The organism is Halomonas sp. IOP_14 (assembly GCF_021021315.1).
GTDB classification, from domain to species: Bacteria; Pseudomonadota; Gammaproteobacteria; order Pseudomonadales; family Halomonadaceae; genus Vreelandella; species Vreelandella titanicae.
In genome coordinates, this window is record NZ_JAINWD010000002.1 from 277,621 (window position 1) to 294,656 (window position 17,036).

General features: G+C 55.1%; 15 protein-coding genes. 9 read left to right on the plus strand and 6 right to left on the minus strand.

Features of this window, described 5'->3' with window-relative positions:
* Positions 1-24 precede the first annotated feature (24 nt).
* The 5 genes from K7H09_RS02870 to nanR all read left to right on the plus strand — a co-directional run bounded on the left by K7H09_RS02870 (position 25) and on the right by nanR (position 5,032).
* Positions 25-1,026, plus strand: a complete 1,002-nt coding sequence (locus K7H09_RS02870) for a sialic acid TRAP transporter substrate-binding protein SiaP (protein WP_009287493.1) — start codon at positions 25-27, stop codon at positions 1,024-1,026.
* Between the two features lie 128 nt (positions 1,027-1,154).
* Positions 1,155-1,688 (plus strand): TRAP transporter small permease, encoded by a 534-nt coding sequence (locus K7H09_RS02875; RefSeq protein ID WP_009287494.1) that lies wholly within the window; start codon positions 1,155-1,157, stop codon positions 1,686-1,688.
* Between the two features lie 38 nt (positions 1,689-1,726).
* Complete coding sequence (locus K7H09_RS02880) at positions 1,727-3,106, plus strand: TRAP transporter large permease (protein ID WP_027956967.1); 1,380 nt, start codon at positions 1,727-1,729, stop codon at positions 3,104-3,106.
* Between the two features lie 62 nt (positions 3,107-3,168).
* Entirely contained in the window at positions 3,169-4,245 is a 1,077-nt protein-coding gene (locus K7H09_RS02885) for an Ldh family oxidoreductase (protein WP_041159285.1), read from the plus strand.
* Positions 4,246-4,309: 64 nt separating this feature from the next.
* Entirely contained in the window at positions 4,310-5,032 is a 723-nt protein-coding gene (gene nanR, locus K7H09_RS02890; RefSeq protein ID WP_022521913.1) for a transcriptional regulator NanR, read from the plus strand.
* A 56-nt stretch (positions 5,033-5,088) separates the two neighbouring features.
* On the opposite strand, the gene K7H09_RS02895 is transcribed toward nanR, so the two are convergent.
* Positions 5,089-6,165 (minus strand): TRAP transporter substrate-binding protein, encoded by a 1,077-nt coding sequence (locus tag K7H09_RS02895; RefSeq protein WP_022521914.1) that lies wholly within the window; start codon positions 6,163-6,165, stop codon positions 5,089-5,091.
* A gap of 327 nt (positions 6,166-6,492) precedes the next feature.
* Here K7H09_RS02895 and K7H09_RS02900 point away from each other — a divergent pair, with 327 nt between their 5' ends.
* Genes K7H09_RS02900 through K7H09_RS02915 form a run of 4 tightly spaced genes read left to right on the plus strand, consistent with a single transcriptional unit; the run spans position 6,493 to position 11,045 of the window.
* Positions 6,493-8,295 (plus strand): IlvD/Edd family dehydratase, encoded by a 1,803-nt coding sequence (locus tag K7H09_RS02900; protein ID WP_041159284.1) that lies wholly within the window; start codon positions 6,493-6,495, stop codon positions 8,293-8,295.
* Positions 8,296-8,312: 17 nt separating this feature from the next.
* The gene (locus K7H09_RS02905; protein WP_144809064.1) at positions 8,313-9,257 is read left to right on the plus strand and encodes a DMT family transporter; all 945 of its coding nucleotides are present in this window, start codon (positions 8,313-8,315) and stop codon (positions 9,255-9,257) included.
* 31 nt (positions 9,258-9,288) lie between these two features.
* The gene (locus K7H09_RS02910) at positions 9,289-10,059 is read left to right on the plus strand and encodes a FadR/GntR family transcriptional regulator (RefSeq protein ID WP_027956964.1); all 771 of its coding nucleotides are present in this window, start codon (positions 9,289-9,291) and stop codon (positions 10,057-10,059) included.
* A 35-nt stretch (positions 10,060-10,094) separates the two neighbouring features.
* Positions 10,095-11,045, plus strand: coding sequence for a Gfo/Idh/MocA family protein (locus K7H09_RS02915; protein ID WP_051052052.1), 951 nt, complete (start codon positions 10,095-10,097; stop codon positions 11,043-11,045).
* A gap of 48 nt (positions 11,046-11,093) precedes the next feature.
* Here K7H09_RS02915 and K7H09_RS02920 read toward each other — a convergent pair whose 3' ends face one another.
* The 5 genes from K7H09_RS02920 to K7H09_RS02940 all read right to left on the minus strand — a co-directional run bounded on the left by K7H09_RS02920 (position 11,094) and on the right by K7H09_RS02940 (position 16,685).
* Complete coding sequence (locus K7H09_RS02920) at positions 11,094-11,990, minus strand: NAD(P)-dependent oxidoreductase (RefSeq protein ID WP_138799385.1); 897 nt, start codon at positions 11,988-11,990, stop codon at positions 11,094-11,096.
* A gap of 67 nt (positions 11,991-12,057) precedes the next feature.
* Positions 12,058-13,113, minus strand: a complete 1,056-nt coding sequence (locus K7H09_RS02925; protein WP_230803489.1) for an Ldh family oxidoreductase — start codon at positions 13,111-13,113, stop codon at positions 12,058-12,060.
* A 38-nt stretch (positions 13,114-13,151) separates the two neighbouring features.
* The gene (locus tag K7H09_RS02930; RefSeq protein ID WP_138799387.1) at positions 13,152-14,030 is read right to left on the minus strand and encodes an NAD(P)-dependent oxidoreductase; all 879 of its coding nucleotides are present in this window, start codon (positions 14,028-14,030) and stop codon (positions 13,152-13,154) included.
* Positions 14,031-14,161: 131 nt separating this feature from the next.
* Positions 14,162-15,127 carry a GntR family transcriptional regulator gene (locus tag K7H09_RS02935; protein ID WP_141440642.1) on the minus strand — a complete coding sequence of 322 codons (966 nt, stop codon included), beginning with the start codon at positions 15,125-15,127 and terminating at the stop codon, positions 14,162-14,164.
* A gap of 28 nt (positions 15,128-15,155) precedes the next feature.
* Entirely contained in the window at positions 15,156-16,685 is a 1,530-nt protein-coding gene (locus K7H09_RS02940; RefSeq protein ID WP_141440643.1) for a UxaA family hydrolase, read from the minus strand.
* Positions 16,686-17,036 lie beyond the last annotated feature (351 nt).

Below are 17,036 nucleotides of genomic sequence, written 5' to 3' on the forward strand. Positions count from 1 at the left end.
TCCAATGGTTGTGAGGAGTACACGATGAGTCACAAACGCCAACACTCGCTTAAGATGGCCCGCCTGCTGACCGCTACGCTTATCGCCGGTGGTCTCTCAGTGACCGGTGCTGTGCATGCGCAAGAAGAACTCACCTTTGCTCACGTCTATGAGACATCCGAGCCCTACCACGAGTGGGCACTGTGGGCGGCAGATGAAATCGAGGAGCGTACTGATGGCCGTTATTCGATCAGTGTCCACCCGGCGTCGTCACTGGGTAAGGAGTCGGACATCAACGAAGGCCTACAGCTTGGCACGGTTGATCTGATCTACACCGGCAACCAATTTGCCGGTCGTTTCTATGGCCCGGTGGGTATCGCTGGCGCGCCCTATATGTTCCGCGATTTTGACCATTGGCAGGCCTATGCCGATAGCGACCTGTTCAAAGAAATCGCCCAGGGCTACCAGGATGAAACCGGTAACGTACCGCTGGCCATGAACTACTACGGGCGTCGCCATGTAACCTCCAACAAACCGATCAATACGCCGGAGGACATGCAAGACCTGAAAATTCGTACGCCCAATGCGCCAATGTACATGATGTTCCCCGAAGCGGTGGGCGCCAACCCCACTCCGATCGCATTCTCCGAGGTTTATCTGGCGCTGCAGCAAGGTGTGGTGGATGCTCAAGAAAACCCACTGCCGACCATTCGCGCCAAAGCGTTTCATGAGGTGCAGGACTATATCAATCTGACCGGGCATATCACCGATTCGCTAATCACCATCGCCGGTGGCCCATTGTGGAATCGCCTCTCCGAGGAGGATCGTGAGGTTTTCCGTGAGGTCTACACCGAAGCCGGCGAGCGCATCACTCAAGATATCTTGAAATCCGAGGAAGAGCTGGTGGCTTGGTTCGAAGAGCAGGGTGTGACCGTCAACGAAGTCGATATAGAACCCTTCCGCGAAGCCACGATTCCTGCCCATAACGGTGAAGCGGCGACTTGGGATCAGGAAACCTATGATCGTCTGCAGGCTATCGGCCAGTAATCAGACTATCGGACGGTAATGCCGTGAGGCCTGAGTTTTCCAGAATCCGTACGTTTCCGGGATCGTTTTTTTCGTAGACCAAGACTCGCCCCGCCCAAGCCTCGGGTGGGGCGAAGCGGGAGCCTTCCATGAGCCAAACTGACTCTACTGACGAGACCAGCCTTGCAGGTCTCGACGATGATTCCTTCAACATTCACGACTATGCCCTGGAGGATTTCCTGACGCTTGGGATCTTCTGGCTACTGGCACTGGATGTCTTTATGCAGTTTTTCAGCCGCTATGTGCTGGGTAATTCCATCGCCTGGACGGAGGAGATGGCGCGCTATCTATTGGTTATGGTGGGCTTTATGGGCAGCACCATGGCCGTGCGAAAGGGATCGCATATCGCAGTGGAATTTTTCTATCGCTACATGCCGGGGTGGCTGGGGCGCGTGATGTCGACGCTGGTAGACCTGATCAATATTGCCTTCTTCGCCAGCATGGCCTGGATCACCTTCAAACTGGCTGATCGTACCAGTGCCATGATGACCTCGGTGGATATCCCTAAAAGCTGGCTTTACTACTTGGTGATGGTGGGCTTTATCATCATGCTGGTGAGAGGGGTGGAGGTGGCTATTCGTCACTGGCGCTCGGGCACCAGTGAACTGCTCAATACCCAATAACAACACGCCAACACGCTACTCTCTCGGAGATCACCCCAATGCCCAACATTCTGGCTGTGAGGCGCGGCGGTGCGATAGTACCGCCATTGGTCGCGGCTGTCGCGATACTCGGCTGTATCGCATTGGCCGCCACCCAGCACTATTTACTGTTCCTGTTTGCGGCGCTCTTTACCCTGCTGGTGATGGGGGTGCCGATCGCCATTAGTCTTGCCGGCTCGTGCCTGCTGTATGTGCTGCTGACCGGCAGAGTACCCGATGTTGTCGTGATGCATCGCATGATCAACGGCGTCGACAGCTTTCCCCTGTTGGCGATTCCGTTTTTTATACTCGCCGGTAACCTAATGAACAATGGTGGTATTACCGTGCGGATATTTGACTTTGCCAAGGCATTGATGGGCTGGATGCGTGGCGGTCTGGGGCACGTCAATGTAGGCGCCAGCATTGTTTTTTCCGGCATGTCAGGAGCCGCAGTCGCCGATGCAGGGGGGCTAGGTACCATTGAAATCAAGGCCATGAAAGATGCCGGTTACGACGAGGAGTTCTCGGTGGGTATCACCGCGGCATCTTCGACCATTGGCCCGATTATTCCGCCGAGTCTGCCGATGGTTATCTACGGTGTAATGGCCTCGGTGTCGGTCGGCCAGTTGTTCGTCGCCGGCCTGGTACCGGGCCTGTTAATGGGGCTGGTACTCATGGTCATGATCACGATCATTTCACGGCGGCGCGGCTATACCCGCGATGCGGTGTTCTCGTTTCCGGTGCTTGGTCATACGTTCAAGCGCGCCTTCCTGTCACTCTTAACACCGGTCATCATCGTCGGCGGCATAATGTCGGGGGCCTTCACTCCTACCGAAGCGGCGATTGCTGCGGTGGTCTACGCCTTGGTGCTGGGGGGAGTGGTTTATCGTAGCCTGACCTGGCGCCGCCTGCTCAAGGTGAGCATGGAAACTATTGAAACCACTGCCGTGATCCTGCTGATCGTCGCTGGTGCCTCGATATTTGCCTGGATCCTGACCAGCAACCAAGTCACGCAGCATGTCGTGACCCTGCTCGGGCCATTTGCCGATAACCCCATAGCCACGCTGATCATCATCAACCTGGTGCTGATTCTGGTGGGCTGTTTTATGGAGACCATCGCGGCGATCACCATCCTGGTGCCGGTATTGTTGCCGGTGGCCATTACTGCGGGTGTCGATCCGGTGCACTTTGGCGTGATCATGGTGCTAAACCTGATGATCGGCTTGTTAACGCCGCCGGTAGGCATGGTGCTGTATGTACTGTCGCGAGTGTCCGGAATTTCCTTCGAGAAATGCATGCGTGGCACGCTGCCGTTCCTGGTGCCGCTGGTCATCGCATTGCTATTGGTTACCTTCATTCCAGCTATCTCGCTGTGGCTGCCAACACTGATTTATCGTTAAGCATTACCGGGGCTGGCCAATGGTCAGCCAGTAGCCCGACTGAAACCAGGAGCTATCGATTAATGAGAGATACGTCGTCAAATTTTCGCGTCGCTCGCGAAGACCTTGCCCGCTTCATGCAAGCCGTTCTGAAGGCGGCAGGTGCTGATCAGGCATCAGCAAACGCGGTCACTCGCGCGCTGATTACCGCCTCACGTATGGGCACCGACAGCCATGGCCTGCGTCTGCTGCCCCACTATCTGCAGGCGCTCAAGGGCGGGCGGATCAACGGCGCGCCCGACATGCAGTTCCACCAGCGCCTTGCGGCGACCGGTTTTCTGGATGCTGACGACGGGTTGGGGCACCTCGCGGGTTATACCGCCATGGAGCACGCCATGGCGATGGCCGAGACGGTGGGGATGGGGGCCGTCGCGGTGGGCAACTCGTCGCACTTCGGCGCGGCGGGGTGCTATGCGTTGGCAGCGGCTGAGCGCGGGTACCTCGGCATGGCGTTCTGCAATTCGGATCCTTTCGTGCTGTTGCATGAGGGCGCCAAGCCCTTTCACGGTACCAACCCAATCGCCTTTGCGGCGCCGGTGGCGGGCGAGTCGCCTTACCTGCTGGATATGGCGACCAGCTCGGTGCCCTGGAATCGCGTGCAGCAGTACGGGGCGATAGGGCGTGAACTGCCTGACCAGGTCGCGGCGGATGCTGCCGGGCAGGTAAGCCGCGTTCCTGGTGAAGTGGCCGCATTGTTACCGCTGGGTGGTAGCGGCTTCGGCTTCAAGGGCGCGGGGTTGGGTGGCATGGTTGAGGTTCTGAGTTCGATGCTGTCGGGCATGCAGCATGGCTTTAAGCTGCTGCCCATGGGGGGGCCAGACATGGCGACGCCACGCGGGGTAGGGCACTTCTTCCTGGTCATGCAACCGGATGCGTTTGCGGATGCAGGCACCTTTGCGCAAGGAATGGCCGAGTATCTAGCCGACCTGCGCGCCCAGCCTGCTGCACCCAATGCCCAGGTAATGGCACCAGGTGATCGCGAATGGCGCTGCCAGGCTCAGCGCGACGCCGAAGGCATTCCGCTTGATTCTGCCAATCAAGTAGCCTATGCCGAGATCGCCGAGCAGTACCAAATAGCGCCGCTCTCTCGGCTGGTTTGAAGGATAATGACTAGAAATGCAGTAAAATGGCGGAAAATTCCAGGTTAACCAGGGGTGACTGCCTATGAGCAGATACCGGATCGAGCGTAAAACGCTATCGGAACAGGTCGCTGAGCAGCTTGAGGCGGAGATTCTCGAGGGGCGGCTGAGTGAAAACGATCAACTGCCTTCAGAGAGGGAGTTGATGGAGCAGTTTGGTGTTGGCAGACCCGCGGTGCGTGAAGCACTGTTCCACCTGCAACAGCTAGGACTTATCGCCATCAACAGCGGTACCCGCGCCAGGGTAATTCGTCCCACCGCTGAGGCGGTGATGGCCAGGCTTTCTGGGGTAACCCGACAGCTACTTTCTAAGCCCGATGGTCAACAGTATTTCCAGGAAGCGCGGGCCATGTTCGAGATATCTTTGGCTCGCTACGCGGCGCGTAATGCCAGTGAAGAGGATCTAGCGAGGCTGCGGGATGCATTAGCGGATAATCGCGATGCAATAGGTGATGAAGCACGCTTTAAACGCTCTGATAATGACTTCCATGGCGTGTTGGCCAGCATTGGCCGTAACCCCATTTTTGATGCTATCCATGTGGCGCTCTCTGAGTGGTTGGACGATCGCCGCGCGCTGGTACTGCAACAGAAGGACGAAGACAAAGCGGCTACCGCTGCGCATACCGAAATCATCGCAGCGATAGAGTCTCGTGACCCAGATGCGGCCGAGGCAGCCATGCGGCGCCACCTCGACCGTCACTACGGCACCTATATGCAGCTTAAAAAGCGCCTCTCGGACGCTTCTTAATTCTCATGCTACCCAATTAATCCTGCCGCCTTTTTTATTCGGCGGCAGGGATGGGATCACTCGGTCATTGTCGATTCAGCAATCTCTTGGAATTCAGTCACGAGATCTTCGCCGATGCGTGGTGCCCACTCTTCGTAAACCGGCTGCACGGCTTCCTGGAAAGCGGCAATCTGCTCGTCATTAAGACGGGTAATTTGCATGCCGCGTTCTTCAAGCTGATCCCGTGCCCAGTCGTCGTACTCGCTGGAAAGCTGGATTTCGTAATCCGCTGCTTGCAGCGCGGCTTCCTGAACAAGTTCCTGATACTCTGGATCGAGGCGATCCCAGGTACGCTGAGAGATCATCTTGATGAAGGGCGTATAAACGTGACGGGTTTCGGAGCCGTAATCCTGCACCTCATAGAAGTTGGAGGTCAGGATGGTGCTCCAAGGGTTTTCCTGGCCATCGACAACGCCTTGTTCCATGGCGGAGAAGAGTTCACCAAATGCCATCGGGGTCGGGTTGGCGCCCAGCGCTTCCCAAATAGCCAGGTGCACTGGGTTCTCCATGGTGCGAATAGACAAGCCACGAACGTCCAGGCCCGCCACATCTTCTGGTGAAGCGACTTCACGAGCACTATTGGAGAGCTGGCGGAAGCCGTTTTCAGAGAATGCCAGGGCTTTTAGACCAGTGCCATCGAAGGCATCAAGCATCTCCTGGGCAGCATCGCTACGCATGGCCTTTATAGCCGCTTCCCGAGTAGGCAGTAGGAAAGGAAGGTCAAAGACTGCCAGCTCCTCGACATAACCTGTGGCGGGTGAAGAGGAAGGGTAGGTCATATCCAGAGTACCGGTTTGCAGCATTTCCATCATCTGCACGTCATCGCCAAGCTGGCTGTTGGGAAAGATATTAACGCTGATACGCCCTTCGCTGCGCTGGTCGAGAATATCCGCAAAGTATTGGCTAGAGATATATTGAGGCGAGCTTTCCGCCAAGCCCAATCCCATTCGCAGAGTGACGCTGCCGTGGTCACCCACGGTACCGCCCTCTATCTCTGGCGGATCGGAAAGGTCAGGCGTTTGCGCGTAGGCAATGCCTGAGCTGAGCAGTGTAGCGCCGGTCATTAATAGGGTGCGTTTCCAAAGATGGTGCATAGTCGTCACTCTCCTGGCGTGCTGCAGGTCGCTACGCTAAGGGGATATTCCTAGCGAGCTGCAGCGTGGTTGATTGTTGTTGTGTGTAAGCGGCACTCGCTTATAGAGGTGTAAGTGCCGCTCCCTTAGGTGAATGTCTAACGTTTTTGATATATGTTCAACATATACTTTTGTATGTGTCGACGCCGCGGGTAAGAACGCGTACCGTCATGGCAACTCTTCCCTACATTTTAGGAAGCTTTCTTCATTGTTAGTGTTGGTGGGCAGTTTGAGTGCCTAAAGCGCGCCTGCCGACTTGTATATTTACTTTAGGCGTGGAGCGGAACCATGGCCAATTTTCAGCGAATAACTCCTGAGCAGTTGCGTTCACGCTACTGGTTCGATAACCCTGATCACCCCGGAACCACGGCGCTATGTATTGAGCGTTACCTCAATTACGGTATTACTCTGGATGAGCTGACCAGCGGTAAGCCGATCATTGGTATTTGCCAGTCGGGCTCTGATTTAACCCCGTGCAACCGCCACCACATTGACTTGGTCAAGCGGGTTAAAGACGGAATTCGCGCCGCAGGTGGCGTGCCGTTTGAATTTCCCATGCATCCTATTCATGAGAACGTGCGCCGACCCACTGCTGCGCTGGATCGGAACCTCGCTTACTTGGGCATCGTGGAAGTGCTCCATGGCTACCCGCTAGATGGCGTGGTATTGACCACCGGCTGTGATAAAACCACCCCGGCTGCGCTGATGGCCGCGGCAACGGTGAATATTCCGTCCATTGTGCTCTCCGGTGGTCCGATGCTAAACGGCTGGCGCGGTGCCGAGCGGGTGGGCTCAGGCACGATTATCTGGGAGCTTCGCAAGCGGCTGGCAGCTGGGGATATCGACTACGCAGAGTTCCTTTCCCGCGCCAGCGATTCAGCACCCTCGATAGGCCACTGCAACACCATGGGCACCGCCTCTACCATGAATTCCATGGCGGAAGTCCTGGGCATGAGCCTGCCGGGGTCGGCGGTGATTCCTGCGCCCTATAAAGAGCGCGCAATGGTGGCCTACGACACGGGTACGCGGATTGTCGATATGGTGTGGGAAGACCTGCGCCCGCTGGATATTCTGACCCGGGAAGCGTTTGAGAACGCCATCGTGGCGTGCTCGGCACTGGGCGGTTCATCCAATGCGCCGGTACATATCAATGCGATTGCCCGCCATGCAGGCATTGAGCTGGATAACGATGACTGGCAGCGCCTGGGCCATGAAATTCCACTGCTGGCCAACGTAATGCCTGCCGGTGCTTTCCTGTGCGAAGAGTTCTACCGCGCCGGTGGTGTGCCCGCGATCCTCCATGAGCTACACACTGCCGGTAAGCTGCACGGCGAGGCGCTAACGGTCAATGGCCGCTCCATCGGCGATAATTTGCAGGGCCGTGAAACTCAAGACACTGACGTGATTTGTCGCTATAGCGACCCGTTGGTGGATCATGCGGGCTTCCTCAATCTCAAGGGCAATCTATTCGACTCGGCGCTGATGAAAACCAGCGTGATCTCGCGGGATTTCCGCGAACGCTTCCTGAATGACCCCAATGACCCGGAAGCCTTTGAGGGCAAGGTGGTGGTATTCGATGGCTCCGAGGATTACCACGCCCGCATTGATGATCCAGCGCTCAACATCGACGCTCGTACCATTCTGGTAATGCGCGGTGCTGGCCCGGTAGGCCACCCTGGCGGTGCCGAAGTGGTTAACATGCAGCCGCCGGAGGCGCTGATCAAACAGGGCATCGAATCGCTGCCGTGCCTGGGCGATGGTCGCCAGTCGGGTACTTCCGGCTCACCGTCGATTCTCAATGCCTCCCCGGAAGCCGCTACCGGGGGTGGCTTGGCGCTGCTGGAGAGTGGCGACCGTCTGCGGGTCGATCTCAAGCGCGGTGAGGTGCAGCTGCTGATCGAACCCAGTGAACTGGAAGCCCGCCGGGAGCGTTTAGCCCAGCAGGGCGGTTACCGCTACCCTGGCCACCAGACGCCCTGGCAGGAGATCCAGCGCAGCATGGTCGAACCGCTGGACCGCGGTATGACATTGGAACCCGCCACCAAGTACCGCGATGTGGCTCGCCAGCATCCGCCCAGGGATAATCACTGAAGAGGCGAATACTAAAGATGAGTCGTTGGAGTACCTTATCGCATCGCCAGCAGGGACTACTATTGACCGCTGGCGGGGCGCTGATCATGGCCCCGGATGCCCTGCTGATTAAAGTGGCTGATCTGCCCGATGCCGAGATATTGATGTGGCGTGGCTTTCTTTCGGGCTTAGGTTTTCTACTGATCGCCCTGATGCGCTATGGCCGTGGCACGCTGGCAGCCTACCGTCGCTGCGGCTGGACGGGTATCGCCGTGGCGCTGCTGTTCAGCCTGACCACCTGCGGTTTCGTGCTGGGCAACCAGTACACCAAGGCGGGCAACGTACTGATGATACTGGCCAGTTCGCCGTTAATCGCTGCCGTGCTCTCCTGGATCATTCTCAAGGAGCGTCTGCCAAGGCGTACCTGGTTAGCGATATTGCTGTGCATGGTGGGTGTCGCCATGATCGCCCTTGATGACGCGGGCGCAGGTTCTTGGGTCGGAAACGCTTTCGCTTTGATGGCGGCAACGACCCTGGCGATTAACTTTACCCTCTGCCGTACGCGGCCGGGGGTGGATATGAGCCCGATGCTGGTGTTCAACGGCCTTATTGTGGGTAGCACCGCAGGGCTGTTTTGGCTGGCGGGCAGCGAACCAACCCTGCCTGCAGCCAACCAGCTTGCTGTCGTTATCCTGCTCTGCCTGATTATTGTGCCTTGCGGCGTGACGCTACTGCAGCGTGGGCCGCTCTATCTGCCCTCTGCCGAAGTGGGCCTGCTAATACTGCTGGAAGTGGTGATAGGCACGCTGTTGGCCTGGTGGATTCTGGCCGAAAAGCCCGCGCCAATGGCCATGGTTGGCGGCGTTCTGGTGCTGGGCACACTGGGTGCTAAAGGCCTCTATGAACGGCGGCTGGAACTGAAACAGCGGGCGGGGCTCGATGCTACGCCGTCGATAACAGTCGACCGGTCAAGTACGGTATGATTGACAGGAATCGAAATAGGGTCTTATCGCAGTGACGTCATCTCCTAGTAAGCCAGTAGCTCGCCCCAGTATTGCCGAACATCTCGCCGAGGAGATCTTTGGTGGGCGCTATCACCCCGGTGACTTAGTACCCCGAGAAATGGATCTATGCGAACGCTTTGCGATCAATCGCTCAGCGGTGCGTAGCGATCTTCGCCAACTGGTCGATGCCGGGATTATTGAGCGGATTTCTGGTCATGGTTCCAAGGTGCGCGAATACTCAGAGTGGCATATTCTTGATGCCCAGGTGACTGACTGGCTGACCCGCTACGCTGCCCCCAACCCGGATATTCAGCGCGAGATTCTTGCCTTCCGTCTGGACGTTGAGCCCTATGTGGCGATGACCGCCGCCAAGCGGGCCAAGGCGCGTGATTTAGTCGCCATCGAAGAAGCCTTTGAAGGGCTAGGGCAGAATCTACGCAACGCCACCTGCGAAGAGGAGCGGCGGCTGCACAGTGAGTGTGATGTCGCTTTTCACGAGGCGATCTTCAAGGCGACCCACAATATTGTCTGGGCGCAGCTATCACATATCCTGCGACCCTCCATCTACATGCTGATTTCCATGTCCAACGAGAACGCCCCGGATCCGGAAGAAAGCCTGGAGCGCCACCGTCAGTTGATGGAGAGTATTCGTCTGCGCCGCCCTCGGGAGGCGTTTTTAGCGTCCCAAGCGGTGTTGGCAGGTACCGCCGCAGCGCTAGGGCTTGAGCACAGCGTTAGCTCATTAGGGCGCAGCGTTGAGCTGCCCCACACCACCCCCTGAACCCATTTTCAATGGTTAAAAACAAAGGCAAGCGTATGTCTGACTTCAACTCTGGCTTTAGCTCTGGCTTTAAGTTCGGCCTAGTGGGCGTGGGTAAAATTGTCCGAGACCAGCACCTTCCTGCCATAGCCGCCACCCCAAACTGCCATCTTGTCGCCACGGCGGATCCTCATGCCTCGCTGCCGGAACTACCCGCCTATCAAGACCTGGAAGCGATGCTAGACGCCCACCCTGAAATCACCGCCGTCTCAATCTGCACGCCGACGCACCTGCGCTACTCCCAGGCGCGGGCAGCGCTGATGCGTGGCAAGCACGTGCTGCTTGAGAAGCCGCCAGGGGCGACGTTAAGCGAAGTGGAGGATTTGATTGCCTGCGCTCAGAAGCAGGGCGTTAGCCTATTTGCCGCCTGGCATTCGCGGTTTGCCCCCGGCGTGGCTCAGGCCCAGCAGTGGTTAGCCGATCGCCAGGTTCAGCGGGTTGAGATCGAGTGGAAAGAGGACGTGCGGGTATGGCATCCAGGCCAGGCGTGGATCTGGCAGCCCGGTGGCATGGGGGTTTTTGACCCCGGTATTAACGCGCTGTCGATTGCGACTGAAATCCTGCCTCAACCGTTCTTTCTGCAACGGGCGCGGCTGCTGGTACCGAGTAACGCGCAAACTCCGATTGCGGCAAAGTTATCCTTTATTGATCCAGAAGGCGCGGCGATCGAGGCCGATTTCGACTTCCTCCAGAGCGGCCCGCCAACCTGGGATATGCATATCGACAGCGATGGCAACCGTCTGAGTCTCACCCAGGGCGGCTGTCGATTGGTCATCGACGATGAACTGATCATTGAAGAGGAGGAGCGCGAGTATCAAGGTTTATATGCGCGCTTTGCCGAGCTGATCGCCAACGGGCACAGCGAGGTGGATGTGGCCCCGCTGCGCCAGGTCGCCGATGCGTTTCTATACGGTCATCGTGAGGCTACCGAAGCGTTTATCGAGTGAAGGCTTTATCTGGAAATATGAGGTAGCCAAGAAGCTATCTTAGTGGCCTTAATCGGATACGATCTTATTGCGTTTTATACAGCTGTCATACGCTTGGGGAACGAAACTATCTTCCCCCACGTCGTCTCGAGCTAACGTAAGAAACTCGCAAAGCGGTGGCAGCATATGGGGGGCTAGCTGATAGGCGTTTAACGTTTCAGTCAGGTAGCGCATATCTTTTTCAGCATTACCAAGACTGAACTGTAACTTTGTGCACTCCTTCTGCAGTACCCACTCCATAACGGGAGCGAGCATCGCGCTGTTGGCTCCCCCTTGTGAGCAAATTTCCAGGAGTTTGTCTTGTGAAACGTCCATGCCAGCCGCCATAGTGGCCGCCTCACTGACTAGGGCAGCAGCCCCTAACGAGAGAAAATTATTAATCAGTTTCAGTTTATGCGCTGAACCAACCTTACCCACATGAAAGATGTTTTCTGCGAAACTTTCCATGACCGGCGTAATACGCGCCACTGTGGAGACATCGCCACCCACCATGACATTTAGCCGTCCATCTCTGGCTTCACGAGGCGTGCGTGCTAAAGGCGCGTCAACGAGTATCACCCCTTGATGTTCTACGTTTTTCGCAAGGCGCTCAGTTGATTCGGGATGAGCCGTAGAGCAGTCGACAATAATAAGCCCTTCATGGCTTCCGGCCATTAAACCGTCAGCCCCGCTGACGATTTCGTTAACCTGTTCGGATGTCTTCACGCAGATAAAAACAATATCGCTATTTCTTGCCATCTCTGCGGGAGTGCTAACTTCCGTCGCGCCTTCCTTGCATAGCGCTTCAAGGGGGGATCGATTCCTATGGGCCATCACCGTTAGCGGATAACCGTTACGTACGATATGTCTGGCCATTTCCTTGCCCATTAAGCCGAGCCCAATGAATCCGATGCGTTCTTGTTTCATAGTCGCCTCTGATGAGTTGGTTCACCACACCTGAATATCGCCCACTAGACCTTTGCATGAGCGGCTGTTATTGCAGCGCCCGAGGGAAAGTAACCCCCAGACGTTCCGACCAATCGGCTAGAGCTTCGGGAACACCGTCTGGAAGAGGCACGCCCTCCTGCGCATAACGCTTATGGAGGGCAAGTCCGCGCTCGCCAGGAATCCGTACTGGAGGGCTACCTTCCGCAACAGGATTGTTACGGCAAGCATCCACCAAAGCGCCAGTTTCGCGTTTGAAGGCGTCAAGCCCACCAAAGGCTTCGGGATCCATGATCTGCACCATGACCGAGGCACCCCATTGTGCAGGCGCCTGCACACGACCAAATCCAGCGAGCCCAGACGTTAAGGCTTCCACCATTAGCCCCAGCGCATATCCCTTGTGGCCATGGTCAAGCCCACCAATTGGCATGATGCTCCCCTTAGGCTCATCGAACAGCACGCTAGGTTGATCGGTCGCATTGCCCTGGTGATCCTTGAGCCACGGATACGGCAGTTGGCTGTTTTGTTTGTGCAGTCGGCCGACCATGCCATTAGTGGTAATGGATGTGCTGACATCTAACAGAACCGGGCCTGAAGCCGTCGGGTAGCCCACAGCGATAGGGTTAGGGGTATGGGTCGCTTGCAAACCGCCATGCGGGGCAACCGACTTAGTCGCCGGATCGGATGACTCGATCACTACCACGAGGTCTTGATCAGTGGCACGTTTCAGATAGGCCGCCAAGCAGGCGATATGATTTGAGCATCGAATCACGACTGTCCCCGTGCCGCAGGAGCGAGCCATCAATTCGGCGGTTTCCATTGCTTTAATGATCAACCAGGGGCCGGGAAGATAACGACCATCCCATGTCTCCACGGCAGCGCGTTTGGAGATTACCTCATACTCACCTGACACAGGCATCCGGCCAGACTGAATCTCGCCAAGGTAAGGGGATAGTAGCTGAAGCCCGTGAGTCGTGTGTCCCATCAAATCGCCTTCGACGAGTATCTCGGCAACTGCTTGAGCCTTTTCTTCATCGAGCCCGGCTGCCACAAGTAAAGCGGTGCTGAATTGAGTCATTTCCTGAACGTCGTAATGGTGGCTCATTGTATTTATTCTCCTAAATTTGTTGTTGTCAGGCTCTCTTAATCATTACGCCGTCTGAGTTGATTGATTAAGGCGCTATGGTCTAACTCGCCATCCCCTTGATCGACGAGCTCTTCAAAAAGTGTGTTGACCAATGACGAAACCGGTAGCTTAAGATGTAGCGTGTCGGCAAAAGCCATCGCGGTCTGAGTATCTTTCAATTGCCATTTCGCTGGCCCACCCGGGGTAAAGTTTTCCTGAATCATACGCTGCCCGTGTATACGCAAAATGGTCGAGTCAGCAAACCCACCTTCAAGCGCACTGAGCATTCGCTCGGGGTTTGCCCCGCCCTGTTCTGCCAATAGTATGGCTTCTGCCACGGTAGCAATGGTGTTGGCCACAATCATTTGATTGGCGAGCTTAGCAAGTTCCCCGCTACCTGCAGGGCCAACATGGACGGGCCTGCCGAGAGATAAGAGAATGGGTTCTACTGCTTTAAAACTTACGGCATCGCCACCCACCATAATGGCCAGCGTGCCGTCGATCGCTCCCTGCTCACCGCCGGAAACCGGCGCATCAAGGTAATTAATCTGGCTCTTGGCGGCTTCTTCTGCTTGACGGCGAGCGGTTTCGACAGGTATTGAACTCATGACAATAAGTGTGGCGTCACGCTGCATGGCATTGAGTAGGCCGCTAGGGCCCAACAGCATTTCATCACACACAGGCCCAGAGCTAAGCATAACGATAACGACATCGCTTTCGGCAACGGCTTCTTCGGGCTTTTCTACGATGGTGGCACCCACCGACTCTAAACGGTTGGCTTTGCTTTTTGTTCGATTCCAGACAAGCACTTGGTGTCCTGCATGGGCCAAGCGTGCTGCCATCGGCGCACCCATAATGCCCGTGCCAATAAATCCGATAGTACGTGACGTTGTCATTATTAGTTCCTCTATCTAGATGAGCCATTGAAGAGATGAGGCGGTGCGTTTCTATATCTCATGCAAGATTTCAGCTACGTTTCTCAGCTACGTTCCAGCGTGATGGGGCATCCACGTTCGTTATTTGGTTGTTAGCGCAGGTAAAGCGGTATATCGATATCACCTGATTCTCGGAAGTTAATCAGCCGGTCGAGTACCTTGGATTCTGAACGCTCTAAATGGGTTGCCAAGGCTTTGCCTGCTTGCGCAGGTTGTTGCAGGCGCATTTTTTCAAATATCCATAAATGTTCATCGAAGAAAGGATCTTGATCGGGAAGCTTTAATACTCGTCCAAGCAGGTGTTTACTGACTAATAAGATAGGATGCGTGCGCCGGAGCATATTCATGACCTCCTGGTTATCACCTAAACTAACGGCGGCATGATGGAGGTCATTTTCTAACTCATCCAGTAGCTCCCCCTTTATATCAGGATAGCTCTCAGCAGCGTTTTTGAGTTTGGTTATATAGCCTTTAATGGCACTTTCTGGCATATGTTTTGTAGCTCGCGCAATCATATAAGGTTCTAATTGGCGACGTGCTTCATAAAGATTATGTAACCGCTGATCATTCAGGGGCACCACGCTCCAGCTATTATATTTAATCTTCTCGACTAAACCGATAGACTGTAAATAGAGCAAGATTTGATGAGTGACCGTGCGGCTGACATTAAGCGTTTTGGAAAGCTGCAGCTCATTGAGTTCAAACGCACCCTTAATCGAACATAAAACGATGTCATGCTCAACGCTGTCGATATGCGCCCGCCAAGAAACGATACGATCTACTTTTGGGGCATGGCCAAGTTGTTTGAAATCATGCTCACTGAGCGCACGTCGCACTACCTCACCTGGCGATGCGCCTACTAAATAGCCGCGCCCCTCGAAACGGCAGATATACTGCTCTTCGTGCAATCGGCTTAATGTTTGCCGAACGGGCGAGCGGCTAATACCAAACAGCTCCGCTATATTTCCCTCAAGCAGTACTAAACCGGGTTCAAGACGTTTCCCAACAATACTCTGCTTAAGAGCCGTGTAGAGTTGGTCGCGCAGCGTTTGTGTCATAGTCAGTTAATTGCTCTTTAATGGGAGTTTAGGTGACGGCACCTACCAACCAGGGAACGAATTCATTATTACCGTAACCCAGTGATTCGCTGGCGCTCATATCGCCTGAAGCGATGGCAATAATGCGCTCAAAAATCTGCTCTCCAACACTTTCTACGCTGTCAGTGCCATCAACAATAACGCCACAGTTTATATCCATGTCTTCATGCATTTTCTCATACATGGAGGTATTCGTTGCGAGCTTAAGGCAGGGGGCGGGTTTGAAGCCTGAGACTGAACCTCGTCCAGTGGTAAAGCAGACTACGTTAGAACCGGAGGCGATTTGACCCGTGACCGAAATCGGGTCATAGCCAGGGCTATCCATAAAGTTAAAACCGCGCGTGGTCATCTTCTCAGCATACAGCAGCACGTCGTTAAGGCTCGACGTTCCGCCTTTAGCTACTGCGCCCAATGATTTCTCAAGGATAGTTGATAGCCCACCCGCTTTATTGCCTGGGGAAGGGTTGTTGTTTAGCTCAGCGCCATTTATCTCAGTGTAATGTTTCCACCAGGTGATCCGGTCGAGTAGTTTCTGTGCGATGTTCTCATTAATGGAGCGGTCTATCAGGAGGTTTTCAGCGCCATAGATTTCGGGGGTTTCGGCGAGTATAACGCTGCCACCATGTTGCACGATAAGGTCGGCGGCATGGCCCAAAGCTGGGTTCGCGGTAATACCTGAGTAGCCGTCTGACCCGCCACACTGCAATGCAACCACTAAGTGCTCAAGGGGCGCAGGTGCACGCTGCTGTTGGCCGTGTTGGGTGGCCATTTGCATGATGTGATCACAGGCCGTTTTGATGCTAGTGCGTGTCCCTCCCGCGTCTTGAATATTAAAGTAAGCCAGCCGCGAGGCATCTTCCAACCCCTTTCTTTTGACTAATGTTTTGACCTGGTTGGTCTCACAACCCAGGCCAATGATGAGTACAAAAGCAAAGTTGGGGTGCTGGGCATACCCTGCGATAACACGCTCAAGAAAGGCAAAACCTTCTGAGTCAGTATTCATGGCGCAACCAGAACCATGGGTAATGGCCACTACACCATCGAACCCCATTTGGCTTAATTCCCCAGACTGATTGAGCGCGTCCGCAGCGGCTTTAGCCACCGTGGCAGAACAGTTCACGGTAGAGAGAATACCAATATAGTTACGCGTTCCCACGCTACCATCAGCCCGTTGGTAGCCTTGAAACGTCCGTGAATGGCTAACGGTGACGGTTTTTTGATGGGGCTGAAAATCTTCCAATGAAGAACTAAGTTCAATCATGGTGAGGTTGTGGGTGTGCACATGCTCACCAGGATTAATATCCCGTGCAGCCAGCCCAATCAGTTGGCCATATTTAAAAACGGCCTCACCATTTTTGATAGGCGTGAGCGCAACTTTATGCCCCGCATCAATATTTTCTTGAGCAAGCGTGCCCTTTTTATCAATGGGTATATCTTTTGGAACTGCTTTTGAGGCAACGCCTACGTTATCCCGCGGATTGAGATGAATAATAACTGACGGGGAATTAATGAGATTCATCGTTTACCTCAAGCTGATTATTGGGCTTTTGTTGCAAGGGTCAGGCGCAAGCTTAAAAGCGATCATTGTGGGTGCACTCTAGCAAGCCGGCCGCGTACGTCGATTAGACTATTGTTCTATATAATGTTCATTGAGCGCAATGGTCATCTAGTCTAGATTGCTTTCATACACGCGGCGCACAAAGCTAATTGCCGATTGCGGCTCAGTTGGAAGGCCAGCTCACGATTACGCCGCAGATGGATGATGTGATTTGGATACGGCGCGGCCATCCATCGCTTCTTACGGCCTGTGTGTTACCAAGATCTCCCCATGGCCTTGCTGCCGGAGGCGCTGAAGGAGAGCAATCCCCTG